11 protein-coding genes, 1 CRISPR repeat array and 1 riboswitch (1 of these 13 cut by a window edge) are annotated in these 13,131 nt (G+C 42.3%); of the genes, 4 read left to right on the top strand and 7 right to left on the bottom strand.

Annotation, left to right across the window (positions count from 1 at the left end):
* Window positions 1–20: 20 nt before the first annotated feature.
* Complete coding sequence (queA, locus tag RBI_RS11655) at window positions 21–1,073, bottom strand: tRNA preQ1(34) S-adenosylmethionine ribosyltransferase-isomerase QueA (RefSeq protein ID WP_022286924.1); 1,053 nt, start codon at window positions 1,071–1,073, stop codon at window positions 21–23.
* A 215-nt stretch (window positions 1,074–1,288) separates the two neighbouring features.
* A riboswitch (Lysine riboswitch) is annotated at window positions 1,289–1,477 on the top strand.
* Between the two features lie 174 nt (window positions 1,478–1,651).
* Between queA and asd the strand changes: the two genes are divergently transcribed.
* From asd to dapB, 3 genes are all read left to right on the top strand, one after another.
* Window positions 1,652–2,734 carry an aspartate-semialdehyde dehydrogenase gene (gene asd, locus RBI_RS11650; protein ID WP_022286925.1) on the top strand — a complete coding sequence of 361 codons (1,083 nt, stop codon included), beginning with the start codon at window positions 1,652–1,654 and terminating at the stop codon, window positions 2,732–2,734.
* Between the two features lie 36 nt (window positions 2,735–2,770).
* Window positions 2,771–3,661 carry a 4-hydroxy-tetrahydrodipicolinate synthase gene (gene dapA / locus RBI_RS11645; RefSeq protein WP_041337304.1) on the top strand — a complete coding sequence of 297 codons (891 nt, stop codon included), beginning with the start codon at window positions 2,771–2,773 and terminating at the stop codon, window positions 3,659–3,661.
* Between the two features lie 136 nt (window positions 3,662–3,797).
* Window positions 3,798–4,556, top strand: a complete 759-nt coding sequence (gene dapB / locus RBI_RS11640) for a 4-hydroxy-tetrahydrodipicolinate reductase (protein ID WP_041337303.1) — start codon at window positions 3,798–3,800, stop codon at window positions 4,554–4,556.
* A 144-nt stretch (window positions 4,557–4,700) separates the two neighbouring features.
* On the opposite strand, the gene RBI_RS11635 is transcribed toward dapB, so the two are convergent.
* The 4 genes from RBI_RS11635 to rlmD are packed head-to-tail and all read right to left on the bottom strand — an operon-like array spanning window position 4,701 to window position 10,258.
* Window positions 4,701–6,911: a transglutaminase-like domain-containing protein gene (locus RBI_RS11635; protein ID WP_051706885.1), complete on the bottom strand. Its 2,211-nt coding sequence runs from the start codon at window positions 6,909–6,911 to the stop codon at window positions 4,701–4,703.
* 12 nt (window positions 6,912–6,923) lie between these two features.
* Window positions 6,924–8,084 (bottom strand): DUF58 domain-containing protein, encoded by a 1,161-nt coding sequence (locus RBI_RS11630; RefSeq protein WP_041337302.1) that lies wholly within the window; start codon window positions 8,082–8,084, stop codon window positions 6,924–6,926.
* Between the two features lie 13 nt (window positions 8,085–8,097).
* A complete protein-coding gene (locus RBI_RS11625; protein ID WP_041337301.1) occupies window positions 8,098–9,036 on the bottom strand; it encodes an AAA family ATPase in 939 nt (312 codons plus the stop codon).
* The gene (gene rlmD, locus RBI_RS11620) at window positions 9,005–10,258 is read right to left on the bottom strand and encodes a 23S rRNA (uracil(1939)-C(5))-methyltransferase RlmD (RefSeq protein WP_081856052.1); all 1,254 of its coding nucleotides are present in this window, start codon (window positions 10,256–10,258) and stop codon (window positions 9,005–9,007) included. The genes RBI_RS11625 and rlmD overlap by 32 nt, the downstream gene beginning before the upstream one ends.
* Before the next feature lie 214 nt (window positions 10,259–10,472).
* On the opposite strand from rlmD, the gene RBI_RS11615 reads away from it, so the two are divergent.
* A complete protein-coding gene (locus tag RBI_RS11615) occupies window positions 10,473–11,405 on the top strand; it encodes an IS481 family transposase (protein ID WP_038671504.1) in 933 nt (310 codons plus the stop codon).
* Window positions 11,406–11,989: 584 nt separating this feature from the next.
* Here RBI_RS11615 and RBI_RS14980 read toward each other — a convergent pair.
* Together RBI_RS14980 and RBI_RS11610 are read right to left on the bottom strand one after the other, a co-directional pair.
* The gene (locus RBI_RS14980) at window positions 11,990–12,142 is read right to left on the bottom strand and encodes a hypothetical protein (RefSeq protein ID WP_158455157.1); all 153 of its coding nucleotides are present in this window, start codon (window positions 12,140–12,142) and stop codon (window positions 11,990–11,992) included.
* A gap of 174 nt (window positions 12,143–12,316) precedes the next feature.
* Window positions 12,317–12,790 carry a hypothetical protein gene (locus tag RBI_RS11610; RefSeq protein WP_041337299.1) on the bottom strand — a complete coding sequence of 158 codons (474 nt, stop codon included), beginning with the start codon at window positions 12,788–12,790 and terminating at the stop codon, window positions 12,317–12,319.
* Between the two features lie 33 nt (window positions 12,791–12,823).
* Window positions 12,824–13,131: a CRISPR direct-repeat array (repeat unit 32 nt; unit sequence ATTTCAACTCACACGCTCACGTGGAGCGTGAC) (it continues 8,950 nt past the right edge of the window).

Below are 13,131 nucleotides of genomic sequence, written 5' to 3'. Positions count from 1 at the left end.
GCAGGCGATACCTTAATTCCTCACTCAGATATTATGAGCATACAATCACCAAAGCTGAAAAATCTGTATTTCTCCTCCACAGCTATCTTGTAAGCATTCATAGTGTTCTCATAACCCATAAATGCAGAAACAAGCATTATAAGCGTGCTTTCAGGCAGGTGAAAATTAGTAACAAGTCCGTCAAGCACCTTGAACTCAAAACCAGGATAAATAAATATCTCCGTGTAACCGTCACATGGAACTATCTTTCCGTCATTGAATGCCGCCACGCTCTCCAGCGTCCTGCATGAAGTAGTACCCACCGCAATAACACGTCCGCCATTTTTCTTCGTTTCATTTATCATATCTGCAGTTTCACGGCTAAGCTCATAATGTTCCCTGTGCATCTTATGGTCAAGGACCTTGTCCTCCTTAACAGGTCTGAACGTGCCAAGACCAACGTGCAAAGTAACATACGCAATGTTCACACCCATTGCCTTTAAGTCCTCAAGCTGTTGTTCAGTGAAATGCAGACCGGCAGTCGGCGCAGCAGACGAGCCAAGCTCATGAGCATAAACCGTCTGGTATCTGTCCTTGTCCTTCAGCTTTTCAGTAATGTAAGGTGGCAAAGGCATCTGACCTATCTCGTCAAGTGTGGCAAAGAAATTCTCCTCGCACTCAAATCGTGCGATACGGTTTCCGTCCTCCAACACATCAATTATCTCCGCTTTCAGCTTACCGCCGCCAAAAACAAATCTTGTGCCTATCTTAGCTTTTTTGCCAGGTCTGCAAAGGATCTCCCAGACCATGTTCTCTTTCTGCTCCACAAGCAAAAACTCAATGAACGAGCCTGTGTCCTCACGCTCGCCGTATATCCTCGCAGGAAGCACCTTTGAGTCGTTAAGCACAAGCAAGTCACCTTTTTTGAGATAATTGCATAGATTATAGAAATGGTCATGAACCACCTCTCCCGTCTGCCTGTTTATCTTCATCATTCTCGAAGCATTTCTAGGCTCGACAGGGGTCTGTGCAATAAGCTCCTGTGGCAGGTCATAATAAAAATCCGATCTTTTCATGTTGTTGATATCAAGCATTTTAAATATCTCCTATTTATAATAATATAATAATGTACATGAATAACTTTGTAGGGGACGGCGCCCCCGACGTCCCGATGTAAAATTCCCGACCCAATAGCCGTCACCGCTCTGTAAGTCTAATTAATTTCATATAAACTTATTAATTTACAGAAAATTAAAATATTTTTATCTATATGTATTGACAGAACGCTAAATATTTGTTATCATTAAACAGAACAGATAGAGGTGCAGTTGAAATGAGTATCATTTTTCGTGTGACCCCACACAACAGCGTCCCAACGCCTATGGTAAATGAGAAAGGTAAAACTGCCGAAGCGGAGTATCGGGAACACTCCTGCTGACTGTTAGTTTAATAGACTATCAGTTGTCATCATTACAAATGGTGGAGTGCTATCGGCATAAATTTTTATGTCAACATTCTTATTATATTGTATGATGAACTGGTTTTCAACCAGTTTTTTTATTATTTGTTTATTTTTTATGTTTTGTGCAAAATAACATTTGAACAGTGCGTGATTTTAGTGTATAACGCCAAAGAAAATTGTTACCATGGCACAGGAAAAGGAGTTTTAATAATGAAAAAGTACAATGTCGGTATCATCGGTGCAACAGGAATGGTAGGTCAGAGATTTTCTCTGCTTCTTGACAAACACCCATGGTTCAATGTAGTATGCGTTGCCGCTTCACCACGTTCGGCAGGCAAAAAGCTCAAGGACGCAGTTGCAGGTAAGTGGAAGCTTTCAGAGCCTCTGCCGGAAGCTATCGGTGAGCTTACAGTTCTGAACGCCGAGGAGGACGTTGAGAAGATCGCTTCAATGGTAGATTTCGTATTCTGCGCAGTTGATATGAAGAAAGACGAGATAAGAGCCCTTGAAGAAAAGTATGCAAAGGCTGAATGCCCTGTTGTATCAAACAACTCCGCACACAGACATACTCCTGATGTTCCAATGGTCATTCCTGAGGTAAACCCTGAGCATATCGAGATAATCGCTTCACAGAGAAAAAGACTTGGCACAAAGAGAGGATTTATCGCAGTTAAGTCTAACTGCTCACTCCAGTCTTACGTTCCTGCTCTTGCTCCTCTTATGGATAAGTATAAGGTAACAAAGGCTCTTGCCTGCACATATCAGGCAATTTCAGGCGCAGGCAAGACATTTGAAAGCTTCCCTGAGATCCTTGACAACGTTATCCCTTATATCGGCGGCGAGGAAGAAAAGTCTGAGAAAGAGCCTCTTAAGATCTGGGGTCATATCGAGGGCGACGTTATCGTTGACGCAACAGCTCCAGCTATCACAACACAGTGCCTGAGAGTTCCTGTTTCCGACGGTCACACAGCAGCAGTTTTCGTATCATTTGAGAATAAACCTTCTAAGGAAGAGATCCTTCAGGCTTGGAAAGATTTCAGCGGTGTTCCACAGGAGCTTCAGCTTCCAAGTGCTCCAAAGCAGTTCCTTAACTACTTCACAGAGGACGATCGTCCACAGGCTAAGCTCGACAGAAACCTTGAGGGCGGCATGGCAGTTTCTATAGGCAGACTGAGAGAAGATTCACAGTATGACTATAAGTTCGTTTGCCTTTCACACAATACACTGAGAGGTGCGGCAGGCGGAGCAGTTCTGCTGGCCGAGCTTCTTGCAGCAAAGGGCTATTTTGACTAATATAACACATATATACGCACGAAAGGAGTGCTGTTTATGAAAAAGACTATTTTCACAGGCGCAGGCGTTGCTATCGTTACACCTATGAACGCTGACGGCTCTATCAACTTTGACAAGCTGGGTGAGCTTATCGATTTCAACATCGACAACGGCACAGACGCTATCATAATCTGCGGAACAACAGGCGAAAGTGCTACCATGACAGATGAGGAGCATATCGAGTGTATCCGCTATGCTGTTGAAAAGACAAATCACAGAATTCCTGTTATCGCAGGCACAGGCTCAAACCATACAGAGTATGCCGTAAACCTTTCTAAGAAGGCTGAGGAGCTTGGTGCTGACGCTCTGCTTTGTGTTACACCTTATTATAATAAGACTTCACAGGCAGGACTTATCGCACACTTCTCCGCTATCGCAAAGGCTGTTACACTGCCTATCATTCTTTACAACGTACCGTCAAGAACAGGTGTGAACATTCTTCCTGAGACCTGCCGTGAGCTTGCAAAGATAGACAATATCGTTGCTATCAAGGCAGCAAGCGGAAACATCAGCCAGATAACACAGGTAGCAGCTCTCTGCGGCGATGACCTTGATATCTATTCAGGCAACGACGATCAGATCGTTCCTATCATGGCTCTGGGCGGAAAGGGTGTTATTTCAGTTCTTTCCAACTGTATGCCATTTGAAACTCACGAGATCGCACAGCTTTGCCTTGATGGAAAGTATGACGAAGCAAGAGAAAAGGCATTCAAAACACTTGATTTTGCAAAGGCACTTTTCAGCGACGTAAACCCTATCCCTGTCAAGGAAGCTCTTAACCTTATGGGCTTTGAGGTCGGCGAGTGTCGTCTGCCGCTTGTAAGAATGAGCGATGATAAGATAGAAAAACTGAAAGCGTCAATGAACGCTCTCGGACTTATCAAGTAAAAAGAAATACAAAGGGCGGAGAAATTCGCCCTTTATGTTTATAACAAAATTTTAAGGTGTGCTGTAGGGGCGAACAGCGTTCGCCCGTTTCCCTGCACATACTGGTCAATAAATAAAAAGAAAAGGAATGATATAAATGACCAAGATCGCAATATGTGGCGCCTGCGGAAAAATGGGCAGGTTCATATATGACGTTATATCAGAGCGTGACGACTGCACAGTAAGCGCCGGTATCGACAAATTTGGCGAGGCTTATGCAGACTTCCCTGTAGTAAAAGAGCCTGCCGACCTGCCTGAAAAGCCTGATGTAATAATCGACTTCTCACACCCTTCCGCACTGGACGGACTTCTCAGCTATTGCCTTTCAAACGGCACTGCCCTTGTAATAGCTACCACAGGCTATACAGAAGAGGATACAGCGAAGATACACAAGGCTTCCGAGCAGATACCTGTTTTCTTCACATTCAACATGACCCTTGGTATCAATCTTCTTGCAAATCTTGCAAAAACTGCTGCAAAAGTTCTTGGCGGTCAGTATGATATCGAGATAATCGAGAAGCACCATAACCAGAAGATAGACGCTCCGTCAGGCACTGCTATCATGCTTGCAGACGCAATAAACGAGGAGCTTGACAACAAGTATCACTATGTTTACGATCGTCATTCTGTAAGAGCAAAGAGAGAAAAGACAGAGATCGGTATGCACTCTGTCCGTGGCGGCACTATTGTTGGCGAGCATGAGATAATCTTTGCAGGCAGAGATGAAGTCATCTCCCTCAAGCACGAAGCTCATTCAAAGCAGGTTTTCGCTGTTGGTGCAGTGAATGCAGGCGTTTTCCTTTGTGGAAAGCCGGCAGGACTTTACGCAATGAGCGATCTTCTTGCTTCACTTTAATTAAATATCAGATACAGTGGGCGTCCTTGACGTCCTGCTCTTTCGGAGATTTTTTTTACACTCTCAGGCTGCTGTTTTATACGGCAGCCTTTTTTTCATACAAAAAAATAGCCGTGCGTGATTTTTTCCCGCACAGCCATTTCATTACATATTCTTATCAAGCTCCAAAGTCGTTTTCTCACGCTTTGTGAGCTTTTTCCATTGTGCTTTGTACTCTGCATAGACCATTTTCCACTCGGCTTCATCAGGAACATATCCACCGAAGCAGGTCTTTTCAAAAAAATCTATAAGACCGCCAAGCTCAACTCCACGCCTCTTAACAAGATATTCTCTTATCATTTCAGGCGTGTATCCCGATAGCTTTTCATTAGAAGCTATGGTCAAAAGCCTTACCACACGCCTGTAAAGCCTTATGACTTTGTCGCCGTTATCTCTGAATTTAAGTGACAGTCTGAAAAATACCTCGATAATTCTGTTAAGGAATACGAAAACCACAAGCACAAACGCCACACCGATAAACAGTACGATCCTGCTGAAATAGCTTACAAAAGTTGAAACATCAAAGTTCGTACCATTTGCACTGTAGTCACGCTGATAGCCCGGAACTGTCGGGTCAAAAGTCATCCAGCCAATGCCTGTGATAAAGACCTCTACAAAAGCGTGAGCATGGCTATCTCTTACCACAAACTCTCCACGTTCATTCTTTTCATATGCTGCAAAGCCCTCAACATACCTTGCTGGAAGTCCCAGTATTCTCGCCATAAGCGTCATGCTTGTGGCATAGTTCGTGCAGTTTCCACGCTTGCTCGTGAAAAGAAAATATGCGATAGACTCATCGTCAGGCTCATACTCGTTATCGTAAACATAGCCGTTCTGCTCAAAATAATCCACAAGCGCCTGAGCTTTCTCATAATCATTTTTGCAGTTTTCCGTTATGCTCTTTGCAAGAGCCTCCATTTTTCCACCTTTATCGTCATATGCAGAAACGTCTGTGTACAACGCATATATCTTATAAATATTCAGCGCTTGATTTGATGTGACATCTCCGTTTGTCAAACCATAAGAAAGCAGCAGTTTGAACTGATTTTCGGTCATATCAAGATTTGCCGCAGCCTGTCTTTCGTTCTCCGTTTCAGGGATATACTCAAAGCTAATGCCAAGCTTATTTCCTGCGGTGTCATATGGTCTGTAGACCTCACTGTGAGTTGTTTTGATATAAACGTTGTTCTCACCTGGGGTTATCATCAGCGGGGCAGGGATATAGCTAGGGGCAAAGCTGTCGCTGAACTGATTCATGACTGCCTTTTCACTGAACAGATCATCAGGAAACTGTGACCTGTCCACGCCAAGATCCTTGGTGTAATCCTTATCTGCAAGTGACTTTGCTATGCTGTAAACATAGCTCGGTGAGTTCACCTCGTTGTCACCGTAAAGATGAACATTTTTGTCAATATCAAAATCGTAGAAGCTATCGTCTGTTACCCACTTCTCGTTTCTGAAAAGGTCAAAGGATTGTCTGCGGAGGTAAATGACCTGTTCGTCAGAGGTTGTGGTGAAGTTGAAAAGTATCTCGCCCGTTGCGTCTGCGCCAAATCTTGGGGAAGACTCATCACTAAGATTGTCATATGTGCCACTGCTTTTGATATTCACATCAAAGAAGTTGCTGTTTTTTTCAAGATAAGATGTCTTTGAGGAAGTCGGCATAAGCATTGCAAGCGCACCCACAAGGGTAACGAAAACCGCCGATGCCGCCACATAAGAGCCGTTTATAACAAGGTCATGCTTGCTCTCATCTGAAACAAGTCTGCTGTGCACCATAAGTGCAATGAACACAGTGAGCATTATGGTTATGTCAAGAGTATCCATTGAGTCGGCTCGCTTTCCGTAAATAAAAAACGGAAAAAGCACAACGAGCATCGTTCCAAAGCTTCTATAGCGCACAATGGTGAAATAATAAAGCACCGAAATGATAAAGAAGCCTAGTCCCACAAACAGGAAGTAGAAATATTCATCTATCTGACCTATCTCCTGCCTGTTTACATAAAACCAATTGATAAATGATTTTCCAGAATGTTCAAATCCAGCACGAAGAAGCTGAAAGCCCAAAAACAGCACTGCCACCATAAGGGCGGTATAGACAAGACCTCGCAGGACTTTTTTCGGCTTCAGCCACTCAAAAAGAGCAAACAGCAGACATTCATAGACCACATATCCAAAAGTATAAAGTCTGACATTGTCTACAAGATAGGTCTTAAAGATTATGTTCATGACCACTGCTCCAAGGAGCAGCGGCAAAGCATATTTTGAAAGAATATTCACAAGGGTGTTTTTTATCTGAGCAGTTTTAGTATTCAAAAGCCACACCCCCTATGTCATTTTACGAAACTCGAAAGTTTCGTCTACAAGCCACATATTTTCTGTCTGCTTATCAAGGCCGCTAAGACGTGTTACTACAAAAGAGCCGTTAAATTCTTCCATGAGAGAAGAAAAATCCCCCTGAGAAGTCGCCATGCAGGCTGTGAAGCAGATAGGAGCTGTCTTGCCTATCTCATGAGAAAAGGCAAAACGCTTTTCCTGCGGATATGGTGCTATTGCCGCAAGGTCGTTTTGAAGCTCTATTATATCACCTGCCTGCTTTATTTTCATGCTTTTCCAGCCGTCAAGATAATAATTATACTCACTCTCGAAGCCTTCCATAATAAGCATTGAAAGCATTGCAAGGCTCGCTTCGACTATATTATCAATATTCATAGCAAACATAGGGTCATGATTTTCGCTTGGTATATCAAGGAAAAACGCCTGACTTGAAGCCGTGACCTTTTCATCAAGGCGCACCATAAGCTCGTCACGCTTTGAAGAAAGCTTCCAGTTTATTCTTTTCAGCGGGTCGCCTATCTCATACTGTCTGTGGTCATAGCCCGGAACGCCTGTAAGACCAAGTGCATTTTCATCTGATTCGCTTTCGTTATCGTCAAATGAAGCGTTCTCGGAAGTTGCTTTAAGAAGCTCTGTTTGAGAGCCAGTGTCAGGGATATTCGGCATTATCTTTATTTTTCCCACGGCTTTTTCATAACGTGAACTGTCAAGGTGCAGGGTGATTATTCCAAGATAGTCATGCAAACGTATGCTTTTTATTTTCACTGTGCCAAGACCTGCATAGCGTGTTTTCAGCTTAATGCTGACGCTTTGCTGTCTGCCGCCTGCCACGATAGTTTTAAATTCAAGTGGGCTTACAGCACCGATATTATCTGAACACTCTGCCGTTACCTCAACAACGCATGAGGGAATAATGCGTATTGCATTTAAAAGCATTATGTCAGCGTCAAACTCCTCGTTCTTTGCACTTATTTCTGTGGAAAGCTTTATGGCTGCCACAAGTTTATGCTTGGTAAGAAGAAGTGCCGCAAGAGATATCACAAAGGCTATGGCTAAAAGATAAAGCACAAGCGTACCGCCGCTTCCGTTTATATAAACTCTAAGCAGTATCGCCACCGCCACGCAGGTAAGATAACCTAAAAGATTTTTCATGGGGTCATATCCTCTATTTCTCTATTGCGTCAGGTGATTTTACTGTAAGAGCGATATTTTCAAGAGCTTTCCTTTCATTTTCAAAGGCGGATTTGCCTTTAGGAGAAAGCATAAGTCTATGTGCAAGAACGTCAGGCATAACAGCCTTGACATCATCTGGCATGACAAATCCTCTGCCCTGAACAAAGGCATAGGCTTTTGAAGCTTTGAGAAGTGCGATGCTTCCACGGGGAGAAACGCCAAGCTTTACATAATCTGAATTTCTTGTTGCGGTAACAAGGCTCAGGATATATTTTCTCACGGAAAGCTCTACGGTTACATTTTCAGCGTAGCCCATAAGCTCACGGACGTTTTCAAGGGTCATGACAGGCTGGATATTCTTTGCAAAGCCTGATCTTTCGGCTCTTGACATGATATCAAGCTCATCATCATATGAGGGATAGCCCATTGATATCTTCATAAGAAATCTATCCATTTGGGCTTCAGGCAAATGATAAGTGCCGTAAGTTTCCACAGGGTTTTGTGTGGCAAGCACCATAAAGGGCAATGGAAGTTCATGAGTTTTACCGTCAATTGATATCTGATGTTCTTCCATGACTTCAAGCAAGCTTGACTGAGATTTTGGGGAGGCTCTGTTTATTTCGTCTGCCAAGAGGAAATTGCACATTGCCACACCCTCTTTATACTCAAGCTCATGAGTTTTCTGGTCTATCATAGAAAAGCCAACGATATCGGACGGCATAACGTCAGGGGTAAGCTGGATACGGTTATATTTGCCGTCCACTGACCTTGCAAGGGCTGATACAAGCTGAGTTTTGCCTACTCCAGGTACGTCCTCGATAAGAACATGACCGCCGCAAAGCATGGCTGTGATTATTTTAAGCACAGAGTCTGTCTTGCCGACGATAACTTTTTCGATATTATCTGTGAGAAGTTTTACCTTTTGGTTCAATTTTTTTATCCCCCTTTTTATCAGGTGTTCTGTTTGGTGTGAGCGATATCATTTTTCTTTTTAAAAGAACCACATTTTCGATACCTGTGGTATGCGGGAACATATCAACGGGCTGGATAAGCTGTGCTTTATAGCCTATTTTTGCAAGAAGCTTCAAATCACGCTCGAGAGTTTCTATTTTACAGGAAACGTAGACTATCTTTTCAGGTCTGAGTTTGCCCAAGGCTTCAACAAATTCTTCTGTTGTGCCTGCTCTTGGAGGGTCAAGGAAAACTGTATCACAACTCTCCCCTGCCTGCGCAAGCTTTGTCATGAACTCACCTGCGTCCTCATTATAAAATCTGATATTGTCAAGCTTATTGAGCTTGGCATTTGAAACTGCGTCCTTTACGGCTTCGGCATTAAGCTCAACGCCTGCCACGTCTGCACCGCTTTTTGCAGCGATAAGACCGATAGTACCTGTTCCGCAATATGCGTCGATAACTTTATCGCCTTTTTTAAGCTCTGCACAAGAAACTGCTTTAGAATAGAGCTTTTCGGTCTGCTCGGGGTTTACCTGATAGAAAGAATGAGGTGAAATTCTGAACTTACAGCCGCACATCTCGTCGGTGATATAGCCTTTGCCGTACATTATAATATCACGGTCGCCCAAAGTAAGAGGAACTCTGCCTTTATTAACGTTTTGGACGATAGTGGTTATATACGGATGTTTTTCAGTGATAGCTTTAACGAAATTTTTCTTTGCAGGAAATATGGGGGTAGCTGTAACTAGCACGAGCATTACCTCGCCTGTTGTTTGGGAGGTACGGATAAGGGTATGCTTAAGAAGGCCCTGACCACTTTCCTCGTTATATGGAAGGATACGGAAGTCAACCATAAGCTCTTTAAGGGTAGCGACTATTTGCTGTGCTCTTATATCCTCCAAAAAGCAATCGTCAGTTATTATCATGCTATGGGTAGAGGACTGATATACTCCTGAGACGATACGCTTTGAGCTATTGACCTTATAGACAGTTTGGACTTTATTGCGATAATTATAGGGGTCGTCCATAGTTATTATCTGCTGAGGTCTGCAAAAGCGGCTCAACATTCTATCGGCTTTTGCCTGCTTCCATTCTATTTGCTGGGCGTAGACCTTATCCAACTGACAGCCGCCGCAACGTTTAAAGCAGCTACATTTTTTCTCGCCTGTTGACTTATCGATAGTGGTATGTTTATTCATCACATTTACTCTTTTCATTATGTATAAATTTTATTTTAAGTATACCATTTTATATGAATAATGTCAACAAAGGCGGTTATAACAATTAAATTTAGCATGTAGTGCTACAATAGATATTGGACAAAATTAAGAAAAAAGAAAAGAGAGATAGACAAAAATCTGATAAAATAAAGTTACCACACCAAATTCAAATCAGAAAGGAAGCCTATCTCTCATGAATAGTATAACACAAGATATGAAGTTTCGTCAATCCTTAATGAATTACGCAAAGAAATATGGAGTGAGCCGAGCGAGCAGAAAATACAATAAATCACGTTCATATATATATTTCTGGCTGAAACGCTGGGACGGAAGTGTGGAGTCCCTTGCAGTTAAATCACGCCGACCGCATCATCATCCCAATGAGCATACCAAGGAAGAAATAGATCTTATCAAAAGGTATCACAAACGGAACCCGACACTTGAGCTTCCCGAACTATGGCATCGTCTCAGGAAGCAAGGGTATACACGCTGTCTTGAAAGTCTTTACAGGGTTATGAAAAAACTAGGAATGCTTCCGAAAAAGCCGAAGAAAGCGACGTATAAACCAAAGCCATACGAGCAGATGACATACCCCGGAGAACGTGTTCAGGTGGACGTAAAGGTAGTTCCGAGAAAGTGTATAGCTGACCCAGAGATGAAGCTGTACCAATACACGGCGATCGATGAGTATACCAGGATAAGATTTTTATACGGATATGAGGAGCAAAGCACCTATTCTTCAGCAGACTTTGTAAAAAGGCTGGTGAAATGGTACAAACGCAGAGGAATAACGGTGAAATGTATTCAGACCGACAATGGATTTGAATTTACTAACCGCTTTTCGCCAAGCAAAAGAGACAAGAAAACGCTGTTTGAGAATACGCTCTCACAACTTGGCATTGAACACAAACTCATTCGTCCATATACGCCTAGGCACAATGGCAAAGTAGAGCGCAGTCACCGAGAAGATCACAACAAATTCTATTCGTGCCATAGGTTTTATTCCTGCGACGACTTAAACGTGCAGCTAGCTGCACGTTTAAGTCGAACAAACAACCGTCCTATGCGTCCCCTCAAATGGTTTTCGCCTATCGAATTTCTTAATAATAGTGTCCAATATGATTGACAAACCTACAGGCGGTTATAACAATTAAATTTAGCAGTATGCTCATGGGGTATAGCTAAGGTGTGTCGGTATAAATATTCAATTTTCAAGCTTCAGACGGAGTGCAGGAAGTGCTTTTCTGTGCGATCAGAACCTCTCATCGTGTTCACCTAACTCACGTTGACAAAATGTTTCCTCATACACTGTCGCTCCGCAAGGTTTCCGATTTGTGGTGAAACCTCTTCTACTTATACACGAAAAGTGGGTATTTTGTTGCAGAAAAAATGCAACAATTGCAGAAATGTTGCCAAATTAAATTATAAATCATTTGTTTGCACAAATTTCGGGGTGTGAATTGGCGAATTTGACGGAAAACGCATGAAAATTGTATAGTATTTGGGTATAAAAATACCGCCCGACCTTAGTCAAGCGGTTACTTGTATTATTCAATATCAATAAGTCCTGCGTTGAAACGAAAATTGACCCACACGCTCACGTGGAGCGTGGCTGGGATAAACTACAAAAACATAACGTCAGCATAATATTTCAACTCACACGCTCACGTGGAGCGTGACCGCCTCGCCGTAGCGGAGCAGTAAAAATTATTAAATTTTTATGCCTTTTGATTTAGCCTCTTCTTCTTCAGCTAAATAATCTTCGTAAGCTTTCTTTACTTCGTCCGGTGCATTTGGGGATATGCCGCATAATCCGTCATCATCAAATTCCGCATAGTCCAACCATATTGGCATTTCTCTCATATTATCACGTTCCTTTTAAACTAATATATTTTTCTTTAGCTAGCTTAACTATTTCTCGGGAAAATTTCAACTCACACGCTCATGTGGAGCGTGACTTCTATTATATCACTTTTGCCCGATTTGTCAACATTTCAACTCATATGCTCACGTGGAGCGTACGTTAAAGTTACATATTTAGCAAAAGTTTAATTCTAAATAATCAGGCATTTCCAAACTGTAGGGTACATAGCCAGGATTTTCTGTGAATGTTTTATCCTTATCATATTCACCATTTACATATTTATCTAAGTTAATAGATTGCTCTAAATATTCAAAGTTCCACTCAAATTTACAAGCTTCCCAAATAGTCATATCTGAATATTCTGCAGAAGGACTACTCAAAAGTTCTTTAAGCAACTTTTTTTCTTTATGCGAAAGTTTCCAAAGCTTTTGGTCTTCTGCATTTTTATTATCAACATAATCTGCTGAATTAAATAAAATTCTAACCACCTTAGCAGCATATCCATAATAAACGTTATTATAAAATTTGAAATAAGGATGTCCTTGCCTTTCAGAATCGGGATTTACAGCGATACTTACATTATTCTGATTATCCCTACATACAGTTGACATTTCATCTAAGTATTCTTTCAAAAATAATTTAATCATTGCATGATACCTCTCTTTTTTTTACATTATCGTATTTCAACTCACACGCTCACATGGAGCGTGACCAAGCAGGCAATGTCAGGCGTAATGCTGTACTACATTTCAACTCACACGCTCACGTGGAGCGTGACGCGCGGCAGAAGTGCTATAAATTTAGGAAAGTTATTTCAACTCACACGCTCACGTGGAGCGTGACCAAGGGCTAGTATGCCCGCAGGAGCCGTGAATATATTTCAACTCACACGCTCACGTGGAGCGTGACATGGTTCTTGTTTTAAGTATATCGTTTGACAGAGTATTTCAACTCACACGCTCACGTGGAGCGTGACTGAATTTTTTGA

The organism is Ruminococcus bicirculans (ex Wegman et al. 2014) (assembly GCF_000723465.1).
GTDB lineage: Bacteria > Bacillota > Clostridia > Oscillospirales > Ruminococcaceae > Hominimerdicola > Hominimerdicola aceti.
The sequence above is the reverse complement of the archived record's forward strand: the minus strand, read 5'-3'. Positions and strand labels throughout refer to the sequence as shown.